The 16,355-nt window shown below is 72.3% G+C and carries 20 protein-coding genes; 13 read left to right on the top strand and 7 right to left on the bottom strand.

Going from position 1 to position 16,355, the window contains the following annotated elements; translation table 11 throughout:
* Positions 1–13: 13 nt before the first annotated feature.
* The 3 genes from ACQP2X_RS29240 (at position 14) to ACQP2X_RS29230 (ending at position 1,641) form a co-directional block, all read left to right on the top strand.
* Positions 14–181 carry a hypothetical protein gene (locus ACQP2X_RS29240; protein WP_498687290.1) on the top strand — a complete coding sequence of 56 codons (168 nt, stop codon included), beginning with the start codon at positions 14–16 and terminating at the stop codon, positions 179–181.
* A gap of 80 nt (positions 182–261) precedes the next feature.
* On the top strand, positions 262–774 hold the full coding sequence (locus tag ACQP2X_RS29235) for a flavoprotein (RefSeq protein WP_498687289.1): 513 nt from the start codon (positions 262–264) through the stop codon (positions 772–774).
* A gap of 15 nt (positions 775–789) precedes the next feature.
* Entirely contained in the window at positions 790–1,641 is an 852-nt protein-coding gene (locus ACQP2X_RS29230; protein WP_498687288.1) for an AraC family transcriptional regulator, read from the top strand.
* 4 nt (positions 1,642–1,645) lie between these two features.
* Here ACQP2X_RS29230 and ACQP2X_RS29225 read toward each other — a convergent pair whose 3' ends face one another.
* Entirely contained in the window at positions 1,646–2,047 is a 402-nt protein-coding gene (locus ACQP2X_RS29225) for a DUF4362 domain-containing protein (RefSeq protein WP_498687285.1), read from the bottom strand.
* A 76-nt stretch (positions 2,048–2,123) separates the two neighbouring features.
* On the opposite strand from ACQP2X_RS29225, the gene ACQP2X_RS29220 reads away from it, so the two are divergent.
* Positions 2,124–2,771 (top strand): O-methyltransferase, encoded by a 648-nt coding sequence (locus ACQP2X_RS29220; RefSeq protein WP_498687284.1) that lies wholly within the window; start codon positions 2,124–2,126, stop codon positions 2,769–2,771.
* On the opposite strand, the gene ACQP2X_RS29215 is transcribed toward ACQP2X_RS29220, so the two are convergent.
* The 4 genes from ACQP2X_RS29215 to ACQP2X_RS29200 are packed head-to-tail and all read right to left on the bottom strand — an operon-like array spanning position 2,746 to position 6,132.
* Positions 2,746–3,267 carry a hypothetical protein gene (locus tag ACQP2X_RS29215; RefSeq protein ID WP_498687282.1) on the bottom strand — a complete coding sequence of 174 codons (522 nt, stop codon included), beginning with the start codon at positions 3,265–3,267 and terminating at the stop codon, positions 2,746–2,748. The genes ACQP2X_RS29220 and ACQP2X_RS29215 overlap by 26 nt on opposite strands.
* Positions 3,264–4,079, bottom strand: a complete 816-nt coding sequence (locus ACQP2X_RS29210; protein ID WP_498687280.1) for a methyltransferase domain-containing protein — start codon at positions 4,077–4,079, stop codon at positions 3,264–3,266. Before ACQP2X_RS29210 ends, ACQP2X_RS29215 begins: the two co-directional genes overlap by 4 nt.
* The gene (locus tag ACQP2X_RS29205; protein WP_498687278.1) at positions 4,076–5,146 is read right to left on the bottom strand and encodes a DUF3866 family protein; all 1,071 of its coding nucleotides are present in this window, start codon (positions 5,144–5,146) and stop codon (positions 4,076–4,078) included. Before ACQP2X_RS29205 ends, ACQP2X_RS29210 begins: the two co-directional genes overlap by 4 nt.
* A gap of 11 nt (positions 5,147–5,157) precedes the next feature.
* Positions 5,158–6,132, bottom strand: a complete 975-nt coding sequence (locus tag ACQP2X_RS29200; protein ID WP_498701073.1) for a cation diffusion facilitator family transporter — start codon at positions 6,130–6,132, stop codon at positions 5,158–5,160.
* Between the two features lie 161 nt (positions 6,133–6,293).
* Between ACQP2X_RS29200 and ACQP2X_RS29195 the strand changes: the two genes are divergently transcribed.
* From ACQP2X_RS29195 to ACQP2X_RS29165, 7 genes are all read left to right on the top strand, one after another.
* Complete coding sequence (locus ACQP2X_RS29195; protein ID WP_498687277.1) at positions 6,294–7,262, top strand: helix-turn-helix transcriptional regulator; 969 nt, start codon at positions 6,294–6,296, stop codon at positions 7,260–7,262.
* A complete protein-coding gene (locus ACQP2X_RS29190; protein ID WP_097321100.1) occupies positions 7,259–8,218 on the top strand; it encodes a helix-turn-helix transcriptional regulator in 960 nt (319 codons plus the stop codon). Before ACQP2X_RS29195 ends, ACQP2X_RS29190 begins: the two co-directional genes overlap by 4 nt.
* A 15-nt stretch (positions 8,219–8,233) precedes the next feature.
* A complete protein-coding gene (locus ACQP2X_RS29185; RefSeq protein WP_498701072.1) occupies positions 8,234–8,431 on the top strand; it encodes a hypothetical protein in 198 nt (65 codons plus the stop codon).
* A gap of 162 nt (positions 8,432–8,593) precedes the next feature.
* Positions 8,594–8,932 (top strand): Sec-independent protein translocase subunit TatA, encoded by a 339-nt coding sequence (tatA, locus tag ACQP2X_RS29180; RefSeq protein WP_498687276.1) that lies wholly within the window; start codon positions 8,594–8,596, stop codon positions 8,930–8,932.
* Positions 8,933–8,941: 9 nt separating this feature from the next.
* Positions 8,942–9,907, top strand: coding sequence for a twin-arginine translocase subunit TatC (gene tatC / locus ACQP2X_RS29175; RefSeq protein WP_498687274.1), 966 nt, complete (start codon positions 8,942–8,944; stop codon positions 9,905–9,907).
* 19 nt (positions 9,908–9,926) lie between these two features.
* Positions 9,927–10,886 (top strand): diacylglycerol kinase family protein, encoded by a 960-nt coding sequence (locus ACQP2X_RS29170; protein WP_498687273.1) that lies wholly within the window; start codon positions 9,927–9,929, stop codon positions 10,884–10,886.
* Positions 10,887–10,927: 41 nt separating this feature from the next.
* Entirely contained in the window at positions 10,928–11,212 is a 285-nt protein-coding gene (locus ACQP2X_RS29165) for a hypothetical protein (protein WP_498687272.1), read from the top strand.
* A 90-nt stretch (positions 11,213–11,302) separates the two neighbouring features.
* Here ACQP2X_RS29165 and ACQP2X_RS29160 read toward each other — a convergent pair whose 3' ends face one another.
* Complete coding sequence (locus ACQP2X_RS29160; protein WP_498687270.1) at positions 11,303–12,043, bottom strand: HAD family hydrolase; 741 nt, start codon at positions 12,041–12,043, stop codon at positions 11,303–11,305.
* A gap of 64 nt (positions 12,044–12,107) precedes the next feature.
* On the opposite strand from ACQP2X_RS29160, the gene ACQP2X_RS29155 reads away from it, so the two are divergent.
* Positions 12,108–14,867 carry a DEAD/DEAH box helicase gene (locus ACQP2X_RS29155; protein ID WP_498687267.1) on the top strand — a complete coding sequence of 920 codons (2,760 nt, stop codon included), beginning with the start codon at positions 12,108–12,110 and terminating at the stop codon, positions 14,865–14,867.
* 49 nt (positions 14,868–14,916) lie between these two features.
* Positions 14,917–15,708: an SAM-dependent methyltransferase gene (locus ACQP2X_RS29150; protein ID WP_498687265.1), complete on the top strand. Its 792-nt coding sequence runs from the start codon at positions 14,917–14,919 to the stop codon at positions 15,706–15,708.
* On the opposite strand, the gene ACQP2X_RS29145 is transcribed toward ACQP2X_RS29150, so the two are convergent.
* Complete coding sequence (locus tag ACQP2X_RS29145; RefSeq protein ID WP_498687263.1) at positions 15,705–16,352, bottom strand: hypothetical protein; 648 nt, start codon at positions 16,350–16,352, stop codon at positions 15,705–15,707. The genes ACQP2X_RS29150 and ACQP2X_RS29145 overlap by 4 nt on opposite strands.
* Between the last annotated feature and the right edge of the window lie 3 nt (positions 16,353–16,355).

Raw genomic sequence — 16,355 nt, 5'->3', positions numbered from 1 at the left:
GGCTGGTCGGGTCATGTCACCTCCCGACCAGCCGTCCTCCCGCGTCGACCGCAAGCGCGAGCGGATCCGCGCCGAGATCCAGCGCAACCGAGCCGGCGGCCATCGCCTTCCGACCTGGGCGATGGCGGTCGTCCTCGGGCTGATCCTGGCCGGCTGGCTCTGTCTGATCATCACTTCATGAGGTCAGGATCGGCACTGGTTGATCGCCGCCTGGCACTCACGGTGTGCGGGGGAGACCCCCACCGGGGTGACCGTTGGGTCATGACAAAGCTTCTCGTGGGGGCCTCGGGCTCGATCTCCGTGACCGGGCTTCCGGCATATCTGAACGCCCTGCGCGCCGACCTCGGCGCCACGATCACCGTCGTGATGACCCACTCGGCGCGGCTCTTCCTGCCGGCGCCGGTGGTCGCGCTGCACGCCGACCGGGTCGTGACCGGTGACGACCCCGCCAGGTGGCCGGCCGACAACCAGGCCGCGCTGGCCGCGTCGCACGACGCCGTCCTGATCCTGCCCGCCACGGCCAACATGCTGTCGGTGGCCGCCTCCGGCGCCGCGCCGAACCTGCTCGGCGGTGTGATCCTGGCCGCGACCGTGCCGGTCGTGTTCTTCCCGATGATGAGCCCCCCGATGCTGGCCAAACCGGCCGTGGCCCGCAACATCCAGCGTCTTCGCCAGGACGGCTACCGCGTCGTCGACCCGATCAGCGGCCCCATGGGCCCCGCGCTGCCCTCGCCGGCAGAGGTTGTCGCCGCAACCAAGGAGGCCCTCGGCTGATCCATGATCGTGGGCATGGAGTTCGGGTCGTACCGCGCCGCGATCAACCGCACCTTCGTACCGCTGACCGCCGCACCGCTGGGCGCCGCGCCCTTCCACGCCCGGCTGCGGCCGTCCGGCGACGGCGACCTGCGCATCACCACGGTCGCCGCGTCACCGCACCGGGTGCGGCGCACCGACGACTCGGCCGAGCCGTACGCCCTGGCCACGATCCAGGTGACCGGGCACAGCGAGGTCCAGCAGGACGGCCGCACCGCCCGCCTGGCGCCGGGCGACCTGGTCTTCTGCGACAGCACCCGGCCCTTCGGTTTCACCTTCACCGATCCGTTCGAGCAGGTGGTGGTCCAGGTGCCGCGCCAGCTGGTAGCCGACCGCTCGCTGCGCCGCGCCACCGCCGTCCCCCTCGACGGCACCGGCCCGGCCGGCGCGGTCGCCGCGTTCTTCCGCGCCCTGCCACCGGACGTCCCCACCGGTTTCGTCCCGCACGCGATAGCCCTGCTCGGCGAGGCGCTGACCCTGGCCGCCGGCGGCCCGGGCCCCCAGCCGGACGGCGACCTGGCCCGGGAGCGGGTCCTCGACCACCTGCGCCGTTCCTTCCGCGACCAGCACCTGAACGCCGACGCCGTCGCCCATGCCTGCCACCTGTCCCGGCGAGCCCTGTTCCGCCTCTTCACCGGCGAGCCGCTGTCCTGGGCCGACGAGCTACGTCACCTCCGCGTCGCCGAGGCGCGCCGCCTGCTGCGCCTGCACCCCCACCGCCCGGTGGCCGACATAGCCCCCGCCTGCGGCTTCGCCGGCGAGACCCAGCTGCGCCGGGCCTTCCGCGAAGTCACCGGCACCACCCCCGGAGCCTTCCGCGCCGTCTGAGCCGCTAGGGGCCGCAGTTCGTGAAGTGGAAGCCGTGGTCGCCGGCGCTGGGGCCGGTGCAGACCTCTCGCGTGATCTCCTGCGCGCCGTACGCGTCCGCGCGGGTGTCCTCGACCACCTCCACGCCGCCGTCGGGCCTCGTCGCGTAGACGGTGACTATCGGATCGCCCTCGACCGTCGGCGCGGTCACCGAGAGCCGCGCGATCCGCCCCTCGCGCGACGCCGTGAGCAGACAGAGTCCCGCGTCCTGGGGCAGCGTCTCGCCCTGGTCGAGAGTGAACGTGCCGCAGTCGGTGACCGTTCCCGGCGACGCCAGCTTCAGCACGTCCGGCGGCGTCGCGTCCGGCTCGGAACACCCGGCCAGGCCGGCCGCCATCATGATCAGTGGAACGAGGGCGCGTCTCATGGTGAGTCGGACGCGCCGGCCCGCCGATCGGCTCCCGGCCTTGCGGGTGGCGCGGGAAAGGTCAACGGTGGACGGCATGGCGGAAATCATCGGCGACGCGATCAGCGACTACCTTCTGGCCCACTGCACACCCCAGGACGACGTGCTGCGGGACCTGGCCGCCGAGACCCGGCGGCTGTTCCCGGACGCGGCCGGCATGCAGATCTCGCACGACGAGGGCGAGCTTCTCACCATGCTGGTGCGGCTGACCGGCGCCCGGCACGCGGTCGAGGTGGGCGTCTTCACCGGCTACTCGGGCATCTGCATCGCGCGCGGCCTGCCCAAGGACGGCCGGCTGCTGTGCTGCGACGTCTCGGCGGAGTACACGTCGGTGGCCCGGCGCTTCTGGCAGCGCGCCGCCGTGGACGACCGGATCGAGCTGCGCCTCGGGCCCGCGGCCGACACGCTGCGCGCGCTGCCGTCCGAGCCGGAGGTCGACTTCGCCTTCGTCGACGCCGACAAGACCGGCTATCCGCGGTACTACGACGAGCTGATCCCGCGGCTGCGCCCGGGCGGTCTCCTGGTCCTGGACAACACCCTGCGCGACGGCCGGGTGCTGCGCCCCACCCACGAGTCCGACGTCGTGGTGGCCGAGCTCAACAACCGCATCGTGGCCGACGAGCGCGTCGAGTCGGTCCTGCTCCCGGTCCGCGACGGTGTCACTCTGGTGCGGAAACTGGGGTGAGCGCGGCGTACCAGCGACGGTCGGCCAGCGGTTCGACGGCCAGCGCCCCGGCGACCCCGGCGAAGGCCAGCAGGCCCACCCTCAGGTCGCCGGCGGCCTGGGCGGCGAGCGCCGCGCCGAGCAGCGCGATCAGCGGGCGGGCCGCGGTGCACGGCCCGAGCACGAGGGCGGTGGCCACGAAACGCCGCCGCCAGCCCAGGAGCAGATAGGCGACCAGGGCCAGCAGGACCACCACCGCGAAGGGGACGTAGACGGCGAGCATCGCGCGGCCCGCGGCCAGATAGGGGCCGGGCCGCGCGCTGTAGCCGAGCAGGGCGACGACGGCGACCGGGGTCAGCAGGGCCACCGCGAGCGCCAGGCCCCGCAGGTGGGCGGTCACGTTCTGCGCCCGGTGGCGGACCAGCCCGCTGCGCCCGCAGGACGACCGGAAGCCGGCGAAGGCCCCGTCGAGCCCGGCGATCAGCGCCAGCCCGGCGGCAACGGCAGCCGCGGTCATGCCGGCGCCCTCAGCCCGGTCACCGGGCGCAGCACGTCCACGACGCGCGGCCGCCAGCGTGGGGCGTCCACACAGCTCACGTCGTAGGCGGGTGCGCCGGCGCGAGCCGCGCCGGCCAGGACGGCGCCGGTATGGGCGCGGCGAGCGGACAGGACGCCGTCGTGGCGGGAGACGGGTGAGCGCATCCGCCCGCGGTGGAAGACCCACGCCCCGAGCGTCGACCAGACGCTGGGATCGATGTCCCAGTGCGCGAACCCGTGGACGCCCAGCGCCTGCTGGGCGGCGAAGAACGACGGGAGGTCGGCCGGTGACAGATGGTGGACGAGGCCGCTGGAGATGACGATCGTGTCCGCGCCGTCCTCGACGGCCAGACCTGGTCGCAGGGCGTCGCCGGCGATGAACCGGCAGTCCAGGCCCTCGGCGGCGGCCAGGGCCGAGGCCCGGGCGATGAGCAGGGGGTTGAAGTCGACGCCGACCAGGGAGACCGACGGGCCGAGGACCCGGTGCGCGGCCAGCCAGCGGATCACGTAGCCGAGACCGCAGCCGATGTCCACCACGCGCATGGGCCGCCCGGTGTGGCGTACCCAGGCCTGAAGGGTCTCCGCGACGCGGCGCGGAAGTTGCAGCTCCTCGCCCAGCCGCTGGAGCTCGAAGTGCACCCGCAGCAACTCGTCGTCGAGGCCGGGGGAGGCGAGCAGCCGCCGGGCCAGGCGGGCCGGGCGGCCGCGCAGGCTGGAGATGTCAGCGGGCAGACGGGTGCCGTCCGGGGAGAAGGACCAGAGGAGATCGGTCAGCTCGTCGGGGCGCGTCACCGTAGCAGCGAGGCGGCGTGGCGGCCGGCCGCCGCGGCGGCCAGGAAGTACGTGTGGTCCTCGTCGAGCTTGCGGCCCATCGTCGACAGCGTGACCGGGGAGGCGCGCAGGGCCTCGTCCAGGCCGTCGACCGGGACGCTGACGATGCGGTGCCTTGCCGCCAGCGGTTCCAGCGCGGCCAGCGTCGACGGGTCCAGACCGGCGGGGACCGGCAGGTCGGCCGGGAGAAGGGCGACTTTGCCGTACGCCGTGAGGCTGTGATGGGAGACGCCGCGGTGCCGGGAGCGGGCGTCGCCGGTGGAGATCCGCAGCGAGCCGACGGGCCGGCCGCCCAGGGTGCCGATCGCGTTCACGGCCTCGCCCAGCGCCACCCCGGAGAAGCCCCACGCGGTGCCGGTACCCAGGTTGCCGGGGCCCTGCGCGACGATCGTGACGTCGGCGCCGAGCACGTGCCGGGCCGCCAGCAGGCCCGTGTGCACCGTGCTGGCCTCGAGGTCGCCGCCGAAGGCCTGACCCGTGGTGACGGTGCCGGCCAGATGGCCGGCCAGGCCGTCGAGCGTACGGGAGAACCAAGCCGGCAAAGCCCCGCCGTCGGTCATCACGTAGGCGACCTTGGCGCCCGGCCGCGAGGCGTGCACCCCGGCCAGGACGGCCGGCAGCGCCGAGTGGAGGTCGGCCGTGACCACCGGCATGCCGTCGAGGGAGGTCGCCGCCGCCATGACCGCCCGGTGCGGGGAGGCCTCCTCGTCGACGCCGAGCCCGATGACCTGCAGCGGCGTGTAGCGGGCCTTGACCAGGTGACCGGAGTCGCGGGTCGTCGCGTCCGACGCCGGGTCCGGCGGGAGCCGGTCGGGCAGGGCCACCACCAGGGCGTAACCGCCGGTGCCCAGGCCCATGACCAGGGCGCCGACGTTGAGCAGCACGCGATCGCCGGCGACGGGCGAGCCGACCAGCGCGGGGTAGGCGAGCGCCCGCACCGGTCCGTCGGGGGTCAGAACGTCCAGTTCGGCGGCGCCTCGCCACTGTCGCCGTACCGCCTGAACCGTCCCCGACCGCCACCGCACCATGGCGTCAGACCCTATCCGTCGACGCCACCGTCGATGTGGTTGCGTCCGGCCATGCCGCGGGTCGGGTCGAGGAAGACGTAGCGGATGCCCGGGAAGCGGGCCCGCAGGCGGCGTTCGGCGTCGTCCGAGGCGGCCTCGATGTCGGCCCCGGTGCACTCGTCGACGAAGTCGACCTTGGCCGCGACCAGGATGTCGCCCGGTCCGAGCTGCATGGTCAGCAGGGTCGGCACGGCCACCACGATCGGGATCGCGTTGAGGTCCTGCGCGATCAGGTTGTGCACCTGGCGCGGCACGGCCCGGCCGACCAGCAGCGACGCGTTGCTCTTGGCCAGGATGGTGGCGACCAGGAACAGCAGCACGCCGATGGCGACCGAGGCGGCGCCGTCCCACATCTCGTCGCCGGTGAGCTGGGACAGGGCCAGGCCGGCGCCGGCCAGGATCAGGCCGATCAGGGCGGCCGAGTCCTCGAAGTAGACCGCCTTGACCGTGGTGTCGGGGGTGAGCCGCAGGAACCGCCAGGGGGTGATGCCCCAGCGCATCGACTCGCCGGCCACCTGCCGGCGCGCCCGCAGGAACGAGATGCCCTCGGCCACGAAGGAAACGGCCAGCACGATGTACGACCACAGGTAGTTCCCGCTGTGCTCGCCGTCGATGATCGTCATCACGCCGTGGTAGATCGAGAAGCCGGCGCCGCCCACGAACGTGAAGATCGCGGCGATGAACGCCCAGACGTAGCCCTCCTTGCCGTACCCGAACGGGTGTTCCTCGTCGGCCGGCTGGGCGCCGCGGCGCAGCGCCACGAACAGGAAGACCTCGGTGATCGTGTCGGCCAGCGAGTGGGCGGCCTCCGAGATCATGGCGGCCGAGCCGGAGATGAGGCCGGCGACCAGCTTGGCGGCGGCGATGCCCAGGTTGGCGGCGCCGGCGACCACGACGGTGCCGACGCTCTCATTCTCCGGTTCTTCGGACTGTTGGGGCGAATCGATCGGATTGAGCGGTTCGGCGGCGGCCAGGCCGACCGGGAACTGCTCGTCTGGGGTCTGTGCGGGACTCACCCGGCCCATCCTTTCCTGGCGACGGCCACCGGAAACCGCCGGGGCGTAGCGCGTACGTCACCCCGGCGTCCATGCTGCTAGCGTTGCCAATCGTGTCGCGCACCCGCACCGAGCGCCTGGTAAATCTGGTGATCTGCCTCCTGTCCACGCGACGGTTCCTCACCGCCGCGCAGATCGCCCTGACCGTGCCCGGTTACGAGCACGACCCGGAGGACCCGCGCGACCACGAGGCGTTCCAGCGCAAGTTCGAGCGCGACAAGGCCGAGCTGCGCGAGCTCGGCGTCCCGCTCGAGACCGGCACGGCCAGCGTCTTCGACCAGGAACCGGGCTATCGCATCGCCCATCGGGAGTACGCCCTGCCGGACATCCTGCTGGAGCCGGACGAGGCGGCCGCGGTCGGCATCGCCGCACGGCTCTGGCAGCACGCGGGTCTCGCCGCCGCCGCGTCGTCCGGGCTGGCCAAGCTGCGCGCGGCCGGGGTCGAGGTCGATCCGCAGGCCACCCTGGGCGTCGAGCCGGTCGTCACGGTCGACCCGGCGTTCGGGCCCCTCGCGGCCGCCGCCCGCGACCGCCGCGCGGTCACGTTCTCCTATCGGGTGCCCGAGGTCGACGACCCGGCGACCCGCCGCCTCGAACCGTGGGGCGTGGTCTGCTGGCGCGGGCGGTGGTACGTGGTGGGGCACGACCGCGACCGCGACGCCACCCGCTGTTTCCGGCTCTCGCGCATCGTCGGCGCCGTCAAGGCGGTCGGCCGCACCGACGCGTTCACCCCGCCCGAGAACCCCGACCTGATCAGCCACGTCGCCAAGTGGTCGGGCCCGGTGGCCCACAACGGCCGGGCCACCGTCATCGTCAAACCGGGGCGTGGCGCCATGCTGCGCCGCTGGGCCACCGACACGGTTCCCGGTCCCGACGGCGACCGGCTGACCCTGTCCTACGGCGACGCCGAATATCTGGCGTCGAAGATCGTGGGCTACGGGCCGGACGTCCGGGTCGAGGGCCCGCCGGAAGTGCGCGACGCCGTCATCCAGCGTCTCAAGGAAGTGGTGGCCCGCTCATGACCGGCCCCCGCCCCACCGGCGACCGTCTCGGCCGGCTGCTCAACCTGGTGCCGTACCTCCTGGCCCGTCCGGGGATCCTCGTCTCGGAGGCCGCGGCCGACTTCGGGGTCACCGAGAAGACGTTGCGCGAGGACCTGGAGCTGCTCTGGGTGTGCGGGCTGCCCGGCTACGGTCCCGGCGACCTGATCGACATGGCGCTCGACGACACGACCGTGACGATCAGCCACGACGCCGGCATCGACCGGCCGCTGCGCCTGACCCAGGACGAGGCGCTGGCCCTGGTGGTGGCGCTGCGGATGCTGGCCGAGACGCCCGGCACCGGCAACCGCGACGTCATCGAGCGCGCCCTGGCCAAGATCGAGACGGCGGCCGGCGACCAGGCCGACGCGCCGGTCGAGGTGCGGCTGCCGGGCAACGAGAAGCGGCTCGACGAGTTCCGGGCGGTCGTCGAGCGCGGGCACGCGCTGCGGATGACGTACTACACGGCGGCCCGCGACGAGACCACCGAGCGGGTGGTCGACCCGATGCGGATGGTGATGGTCGACGGGCGGGCCTACCTCGAGGCCTGGTGCCGCCGGGCCGAGGGCACGCGTTTGTTCCGCGTGGACCGCGTGGACGCGTACGAGGAACTCGACGAACCGTCCCTGCCTCCGGAGGAGGCCGTGCCGCACGACGTGAGCGAGGGCGTCTTCCGGCCGGGCCCCGAGTTGCAGCTGGTGACGCTGCGGGTGGGCCGGGGGAGCCGGTGGATCACCGAGTACTACCCGGTGGAGGAGGTGACGCGCAGCGGCGACGAGTGGGTCGTGACCATGCGGGTCACCGACCTCGGCTGGGCCCAGCGGCTGCTGCTCGGCCTCGGGCCGGACGTGACCGTGCTCGGGCCGCCGGAGCTGCTCACCCGTATTCACGACCAGGCCACGGCCGCGCTGGATCAGTACAGCACGCCCGGCCGGTAGGGTGGCCCGGTGCTGATGTGGATCTGGATCGCCGTGGTGGTGGTCGCGCTGGTCATTCTCGGCGTCGCCGGCGGGCGGCTGCTCGGGCCGCTCGGCGGGCTGCGCCGCGCGGTCGTGAAGTTGCAGCGCCGCCAGGCCGAGGTGCTCGAGTTGCAGAAGCAGGCGGAAGCGCTGCAACAGCGGGTCGAGTCCCTGCCCCAGATCCGCAAGTAGTCTTTACAGATTCTTGACGCGCCGGTAGCGTCCGCGTTCCTTCCCCGTTGTCCAAGACTTCGGGAGATAGTGCCAAAACCAGTGGGTCCACGGGGTCAACTCCCCAGAATTGACACGTACGATGGACCCCGCACAACTGATCCGACCGACTGGAGTAAACCCATGGGCGCCCTCAAGCCATGGCACATCATCGTCTTCGTGGTGGTCCTCGTGCTGCTCTTCGGCGCGAAGCGTCTTCCTGACGCGGCTCGTTCCCTGGGCCGGTCGCTGCGGATCATCAAGGCCGAGACCAAGGGCCTGGTCGACGACAACAACGATGTCGCCGAGAAAGCCGAGCCGCAGTACAGCCGCCAGCCCATCCAGGGCGAGGTCCAGCAGCCGTACCAGCAGCAGCAGCAGTACCAGCAGCAGCCGCCGCCGCCCTCCGCGGCGTACCAGCAGCCGCAGCAGCCGCCGGCGCAGCCCTTCGTCGACCCGGTGCAGCGCACCAACGACCGCTGACCTCCCGCTATGCAGCTGACCCTTCGCCGCAACAAAGGGCCCAGCAAGTTCGAGCAGGCGGCCGACGGCTCGATGACCCTGATCGACCACATCAGGGAGCTTCGTAACCGGCTCTTCATCGCCTCGCTCGGCCTCGTGGTGGGCCTGATCGTCGGGTTCATCCTCTCCAAGTGGGTCTTCCACCAGCTCGAGGCGCCGTACTGCCGGCTGCCGAGTTCGCAGGCGGTCCGGGCCGACGGCACCCAGTACTGCGACTGGGTCGTCCTCGGTGTCGGCGACACGCTGCTCCTGCGCCTCAAGATCGCGCTGTGGGTCGGCCTCATCGTCGGCGCCCCGGTCTGGCTCTACCAGCTCTGGGCGTTCATCGCGCCCGGTCTGCACCGCCACGAGCGCAAGTGGGCGTACGTCTTCGTGGCGATCTCCGTGCCGCTGTTCGTGGCCGGCGCCATCCTGGCGTACCTGGTGGTCGGTCACAGCCTCGCCTTCATCATGGAGGCCGGCGTCCTCGGGGAGAGCACAAAACTCGAGGTCTCGTCGTACATCGGCTTCGTGACCAACATGTTGCTGATCTTCGGGGCGGCCTTCGAGTTCCCGTTGATCCTGCTCATGCTCAACTTCACCGGCGTGGTCAGCGCGCGCAAGCTGGCCGGCTGGTGGCGGATCGTGGTCTTCCTGTCGTTCGCCTTCGCGGCGATCGCCACCCCCGACCCAGGCCCGTTCGGCATGACGCTGCTGGCCGCGTGCATGATCCTGCTGTACTGGATCGCGGTCGGCGTGGCCTTCCTGAACGACAAGCGCAAGGGCCGGGGCAAGGAGATCTACGCCGATCTCGACGACGACGAGATCTCTCCGCTGGCCGACGACCGCGTGCCGGTCGGCGCGTCCGACCCGATCGAGGCCCCGACGCCCATCGAGGCGCCGAGCCCCGTGTCGAAACCCCGCCCGCTGGACGGAAGGTTCGACGACATCTCGTAGGGGTCTACGCTCCTCGGCTGTGACGAGCAATGAGATCGCGGTGCTGGCCAACCCCTCGGCGGGGCGGGGCCGGCACCGCGATCTGCTTCCGAGGGTCGTGAAGACCCTTTCCGGGGCCGGTGCCGTACGGATCCTGGAAGCGCACAGCGGTCCCGACGCCGAGAGGGCGTGCCGGGAGGCGGTCGCGGCCGGGGCGGCCGCTCTGGTGGCCGTGGGTGGGGACGGAACTGTGCACCGTGCTTTGCAGGCGGTGGCCACCTCTTCGGTGCCGTTCGGGGTGGTGCCGGCCGGCACCGGAAACGACTTCGCGGCCGGTGTCGGCGTGCCCGCTGACGTCTTCGAGGCCGCCGCTGCCATCGCGGACGCCATCGGCGCGAACCGCACCGTGCCCGTGGATCTGGCACTGATGACGCCGCTCGTGCCCGTCGCCGGTTCCGCCCGCGAGGACGATCGGGGCGAGCCGGTCGTTCAGGATGAGCCGGGCGGTCGGGAACGGTGGTTCGGGGCGGTGCTGGCCGGTGGTTTCGACGCCCTGGTGAACGAGCGGGCCAACCGGATGCGCTGGCCGCGGGGGCCGCGCCGCTACGACCTGGCCATTCTGCTGGAGCTGGCCCGGCTGCGGCCGCGCGTCTACGAGCTGGAGATCGACGGCGCCGACCACGGGTTCACCGGCATGCTGGTGGCGGTCGGCAACTGCGCGAGCTACGGCGGTGGCATGCGGATCCTGCCGGGCGCCGACCCGTACGACGGCCTGCTCGACGTGGTGGTGGCCGTGCCGTTCGGCCGCCTGGCCCTGGCCCGCCTCAAACCACGCCTCAATCGCGGCACACACGTCCATGATCGGCGTGTCCGGACATTCCGCGCATCTCGCGTACGTCTGCGCTCGCCCGGCATCATCGGCTACGCCGACGGGGAGCGGGTCGGCCCGCTGGCGCTCGACATTACCTGTGTGCCGGGTGCAGTCCGGTTGCTCCGCTAGCCACACGGTCAGAAACCCCGGCCGCGGCCGAACGTGAAGGCATGCAGATGACCTCGCTCAGCTCGCTCGCGTCCGCCGCCTTCAACAGCGCCCGCAGCACCCTGAAGGACATGGCCGAGGCCGCTGCCGCCCAGTCCCCGAGCACCGGCGCCACTTCCTCCGCCGCCTCGCCCGCCGAGGCCGCGAAGCCCGCCGCCGTGGCCGCCACCAGCGAGAAGCCGGCGCTGGGCGCGATCGAGCAGGCCGTGGCCGACCGTCAGGCCGCCGGCACGGAGCCCAAGCCCGTCAAGGTCCGCCAGGGCTTGTCGCTGGACGCCTACGCCTGACGGCGCCCATCCAGGCCTTCACGGCAGGCCGCGCCTTCCGAGGCCCCCTGTTCCTGGCCGCGCCCTCGCTGGCCGCGCTCTTCCGGAGCCCTACGCCGCGCAGCCGGCCAGGGCCAGCGTTGCGCCGAGGCCGTTGGGGCGGCCGGGCTCGGCGGCCGGCAGGACCAGGGCCGCGCATCCCGCCTTGACCGCGCCCGCGTCGGCCGGTGTGTCGCCGACCATCAGGGTTCGTTCCGGGTCGGCGCCCACCATCCCGCACGCGCGCAGGAAGATGGCCGGGTCGGGCTTCGTCCGTCCCACCTCGTAGCTCAGTGCGAACGCGTCGACCAGCGACGACATCCCCCACGCGTCGAAGTGGGGCCGGATGTCGAAGCCGATGTTGCTGACCACCGCCACCTTGACGCCCGCCTCGTGCAGGGTCCGCAGCGTGGAGGCCGTGTCGGCGTACGGAAGCCAGCCCTCCGGGCCCAGAAGCCGGTTGTAGAGGGCGTCCGCCAGGCCCTCCACATCCGTGGCGACCGTGGCCGCCAGTCCCGTGTAGGCCGCCCGATGACTATGTGCGTACAGATCCCGGTCCGACCAGTGCTCGGCCAGATGAGGCGGCACCCGGGCCGGGAGCGGCCCGCCGGCGCGCCCGGCCGTGACCAGGCGATCGGCCAGGACTGTCGCCCTACCTCGGTCGAGGGTGTGACCGCAGGCCAGGGCCGCGGCCAGAACCCATGTCACAGGGTCTTCCACCTGCGCCAACGTGCCGTGGAAGTCGAACAGCACGGCGTCGACCTGACGGTGCGGCCGATGGGGAGGGTGATCGGTCGATTCAACATCCGGCACGGGAGCACCATACCCATCGCGCCCGTGCTGCAAGTTGTCACACCCACGAACTAGCCTTGTGGTCATGACGAGTCCCGCCGAACGGTATGCGGAATCGAAGCGGCGGGCGGCCCGGGTGGCCGAGTTTCCGGCGCTCGACGATTTCATGCTCGACGTCGGCTTCGACCTCGACGACTTCCAGCGCGCCGCGTGCGAGTCGCTCGAACGGGGCAGCGGCGTGCTGGTGTGTGCTCCCACCGGCGCCGGCAAGACCGTGGTGGGTGAGTTCGCCGTTCACCTCGCCCTGCGGGCCGGTGAGCGCAAGTGCTTCTACACCACGCCGATCAAGGCGCTGTCCAACCAGAAGTACCATGACCTGGTCGAGCGCTACGGTCCCGACAAGGTGGGCCTGCTGACCGGCGACAATGCCATCAACGGGGACGCCCCGGTGGTCGTGATGACCACCGAGGTGCTGCGCAACATGCTCTATTCGGGCTCGGCCGCGCTGAAGAACCTGGCCTATGTGGTGATGGACGAGGTCCACTACCTGGCCGACCGGTTCCGGGGCGCCGTGTGGGAAGAGGTGATCATCCACCTCCCGGCGTCGGTCACCCTGGTCTCGCTGTCGGCGACCGTCAGCAACTACGAGGAGTTCGCCGACTGGCTGGTCACCGTGCGTGGGCAGACCGAGGTCGTGGTCAGCGAGCACCGGCCGGTCCCGCTGTGGCAGCACATGCTGGTCGGGCGCCGCATGTTCGACCTGTTCCACGACGCCGACGCCGCCAAGAAACACGACGTGCACCCCGAGCTGCTGCGCTACTCCCGCGAGATGCAGCGCCGCCTCGAGATGACCGATCGGTCGTACGGTCCTCGCGGTGGCCGGTCGAAACGGTGGCAGCCGCCGCCGCGGGCCGAGGTGGTCGACCGGCTCGAGCGGGCCGGCCTGCTTCCGGCCATCCTGTTCATCTTCAGCCGGGCCGGCTGTGACGCCGCCGTGCAGCAGTGCCTGGGCGCGGGGCTGCGGCTGACCGACGCCGACGAGCGGGCCGAGATCCGGCGCATCGCCGAGGCGAAGGTGGCCAGCATCCCGCGGGAGGATCTCTCCGTGCTGGGCTACTGGGAGTGGCTCGACGGGCTCGAGCGGGGCCTGGCCGCCCACCACGCCGGCATGCTGCCCGCCTTCAAGGAGGCGGTCGAGGAGTGCTTCGTGCAGGGCCTGGTCAAGGCCGTGTTCGCCACCGAGACCCTGGCCCTGGGCATCAACATGCCGGCCCGGTGCGTGGTGCTGGAGCGGCTGGTCAAGTTCAACGGCGAGGCACACGTCGACCTGACCCCGGGGGAGTACACGCAGCTCACCGGCCGGGCCGGCCGCCGTGGCATCGACGTCGAGGGCCACGCCGTCGTGCTGTGGAGCCCCGAGGTCGACCCCCGGCACGTGGCCGGGCTCGCGTCCACGCGGACCTACCCCCTGCGGTCGTCGTTCCGTCCGTCGTACAACATGGCCGTCAATCTCGTCGGCACCGTGGGCGCCGAGAAATCGCGGGAGCTGCTCGAGTCGTCGTTCGCGCAGTTCCAGGCCGACCGCTCGGTGGTCGGGCTCGCGCGGCAGGTGCAGCGCAACGTCGACACCATGCAGACGTACGGCAACGACGCCGCCTGCCACCACGGCGACTTCGACGAATACTTCGCCATTCGCGTCGCCATCGCCGACCGGGAGCGGGCGATGGCCCGTGAGGGCGCCTCGCAGCGGCGGGCCGCCGCCACCTCCTCGCTGGAGAAACTGCGGGTCGGCGACGTGATCCGGGTGCCGCAGGGTCGCCGCGCGGGCCTGGCCGTCGTGCTTGAGGCGCCGACCGGCGGGTTCGGCGAGCCGCGCCCGCTGGTGCTGACGCAGGACCGCTGGGCCGGGCGGGTCAGCCCGGCCGACTTCGGCGGGCCGGCCGAGGTGCTCGACCGGCTCCGCGTGCCGAAACACTTCAACCACCGCTCGCCCGGCGCCCGCCGCGACCTGGCCGCGCAGATCGCCGCGACCGGCCTCGACCGGCACGGCAGCGGCCGCCGCCGCACCAAGGGCGCCCAGCCGGGCGAGGACGCCGAGATCGCGCTGCTGAAGGTGCGGCTGCGGCAGCACCCGTGCCACGCCTGCCCCGAGCGGGAGGACCACGCCCGGTGGGCCGAGCGGCGGCACCGGCTCCAGCGTGACACCGACGCGCTGCGCGACAAGGTCGCCGGGCGGACGGGGTCGCTGGCCCGCACGTTCGACCAGGTCTGCGCGGTGCTGACCGAGCGCGGCTATCTGTCCGAGGGCGACGGTGGCGGCGAGGTGACCGAGGCCGGGCGCATGCTCGGCCGCATCTGGTCCGAGGCCGACCTGCTGGTGGCCGAGTGCCTGCGCCAGGGCGTCTGGGACGGGCTGGCCCCCGACGAACTGGCGGCCGCGGTGTCCATGGTGCTCTACGAGTCGCGGCGCGAGGGCGACGACCGGGCGTCGGTGCCGAAGGGCCCGATCACCTCGGCCGTCGACGCGTGCACGAAGCTGTGGGGCGAGATCGCGGCCGACGAGTCGGCGCACGGGCTCAGCCTCACGCGGGAGCCCGACCCGGGCTTCGTCTGGCCGATGTACCGGTGGGCCCGCGGCGAGCCGCTGGCCCGGGTGCTGGCCAGCGGTCACAACTTCGACGCCGACATGCCGGCCGGTGACTTCGTGCGCTGGGCCCGGCAGGTGCTCGACCTGCTCGGGCAGGTGCGCGAGGCGTCGGCGGCGTCGGCCGAGGTGCGCGACACGGCCCGGGAAGCCATCAAGTTGGTCAACAGAGGGGTCCTGGCCTACCAGGCCGGCCTTTGATCAATCTAGGATGTGTGCACTGTCGATGTATTAAGCGGGGGTGGCGGCATTGGACAGGGTGGACACCACGGTCGCTCATCCGGCGCGGCGCTACAACTACTGGCTGGGCGGCAAGGACCACTTCGCGGCCGACCGCGCCTCCGGTGACGCGATCGAGGCGGCCATGCCGTCGATCCGTACGATGGCCTTGGAAAATCGCCGTTTCCTCGGCCGTGCGGCCCGGCTGATCGCCTCGCGCGGGGTGCGGCAGTTCCTCGACATCGGCACGGGCATCCCGGCGCCCGGCAACACCCACGAGGTGGTCCAGGCCGTCGACCCGGCCAGCAAGATCGTGTACGTGGACAACGACCCGATCGTGCTGAGCCATGCCCGGGCGCTGCTCACGAGCGCCCCGGCCGGCACGGTGGCCTATCTCGACGCCGACCTGCGCGACCCGCGGTCCATCCTGGACCACGCCGACCTCAAGTCCACCCTCGACCTGACCGAGCCGGTCGGGCTGCTGCTGATCGCGGTGCTGCACTTCATCCGCGACGACGAGGACGTGACGGGCGTCGTCCGTACGCTGCTCGACGCGCTCCCACCCGGCAGCTACGTGGCGGCCACCCACGCCACCTGGGAATATCTGCCGGCCGAGGCGATCGCCAAGCTGACCGCGGCCAACCCGGACGGCCGCTTCAACGCCCGCGACGGCTCGGCGTTCGCCGCCCTGTTCGGCGGCCTGGAGCTCGTCGACCCGGGCGTGGCCTCGGTCGCCCACTGGCACGCGGCGGACGAGCCCCAGCCCCGCCCGGCCGTGGAAGACGTGGCCTGCAACGGCTTAGTGGCGCGCCTGCCCGGCTAATCCCCGGGGCAGTCGTAACCGCCGACGAAGTAGACGCACTCGGTGCGGTTGTCGCGCCGTGCCTCCTGGAGATGGTTGACGCCGTCGCGTACGGAGGTGACGACCGGGAAGAAGATCAGAAGGACCAGGACGACGAGGGCGCCGGCGGTGCCACGGGCCCGGTACCGGGCGCCGGCGATCAGGGCCGCCAGCAGCGGCAGGCCCAGGGCCAGCAGCCCGCTCAGGAGCATGGTCCGGTCGATCGACGAATAGTCGCCGAAGGTCTCCGGGGCGGCCTCAAGCAGCAGGCCCGGATCGCGGTCGGCGATCATCGGCAGCGCGACGCAGAGCAGCCAGAAGGCCACCACGGCGGCAGCGGCGAGCCCGGTGGCCACCGTCGTGCCCGTGGGCATCCGGCCGGCCAGACGTGAGGCGGTCCACCGGGCGGCCGCGACGAGACACAGGACGACCACCACGATCACCACCCCGCCGGCGACGCGCATGATGAGCTGGGCCGCCTCGTGGTCGACGAACCAGTCGGGAAACAGGCCGATCGTGATGGCCGGGCTGGCCAGCGTCAGCGCGGCCGCGGCCAGCAACAGCCCGCCGAGCCCGATCACGGCGGCGGTGAGCAGCGGGGCCGGGGATTCCCGTTCATCGATCACCGC

Origin of the sequence: Actinoplanes sp. CA-131856 (assembly GCF_050956135.1) — a bacterium.
Classification (GTDB): domain Bacteria; phylum Actinomycetota; class Actinomycetes; order Mycobacteriales; family Micromonosporaceae; genus Actinoplanes.
The sequence above is the reverse complement of the archived record's forward strand: the minus strand, read 5'-3'. Positions and strand labels throughout refer to the sequence as shown.

Excerpts from the sequence above, each read along its gene's own strand:
- ACQP2X_RS29240 (WP_498687290.1), top strand. The coding sequence starts at position 14 with ATGTCACCTCCCGACCAGCCGTCCTCCCGCGTCGACCGCAAGCGCGAG.
- ACQP2X_RS29185 (WP_498701072.1), top strand. The coding sequence starts at position 8,234 with ATGTGGATCTGGATCGCCGTGGTGGTGGTCGCGCTGGTCATTCTCGGC.
- ACQP2X_RS29205 (WP_498687278.1), bottom strand. The coding sequence starts at position 5,146 with ATGGTGCGGTGGCGGTCGGGGACGGTTCAGGCGGTACGGCGACAGTGG.
- ACQP2X_RS29220 (WP_498687284.1), top strand. The coding sequence starts at position 2,124 with ATGGCGGAAATCATCGGCGACGCGATCAGCGACTACCTTCTGGCCCAC.
- ACQP2X_RS29155 (WP_498687267.1), top strand. The coding sequence starts at position 12,108 with ATGACGAGTCCCGCCGAACGGTATGCGGAATCGAAGCGGCGGGCGGCC.
- tatA (WP_498687276.1), top strand. The coding sequence starts at position 8,594 with ATGGGCGCCCTCAAGCCATGGCACATCATCGTCTTCGTGGTGGTCCTC.
- ACQP2X_RS29165 (WP_498687272.1), top strand. The coding sequence starts at position 10,928 with ATGCAGATGACCTCGCTCAGCTCGCTCGCGTCCGCCGCCTTCAACAGC.
- ACQP2X_RS29235 (WP_498687289.1), top strand. The coding sequence starts at position 262 with ATGACAAAGCTTCTCGTGGGGGCCTCGGGCTCGATCTCCGTGACCGGG.
- ACQP2X_RS29230 (WP_498687288.1), top strand. The coding sequence starts at position 790 with ATGGAGTTCGGGTCGTACCGCGCCGCGATCAACCGCACCTTCGTACCG.
- tatC (WP_498687274.1), top strand. The coding sequence starts at position 8,942 with ATGCAGCTGACCCTTCGCCGCAACAAAGGGCCCAGCAAGTTCGAGCAG.
- ACQP2X_RS29225 (WP_498687285.1), bottom strand. The coding sequence starts at position 2,047 with ATGAGACGCGCCCTCGTTCCACTGATCATGATGGCGGCCGGCCTGGCC.
- ACQP2X_RS29215 (WP_498687282.1), bottom strand. The coding sequence starts at position 3,267 with ATGACCGCGGCTGCCGTTGCCGCCGGGCTGGCGCTGATCGCCGGGCTC.
- ACQP2X_RS29190 (WP_097321100.1), top strand. The coding sequence starts at position 7,259 with ATGACCGGCCCCCGCCCCACCGGCGACCGTCTCGGCCGGCTGCTCAAC.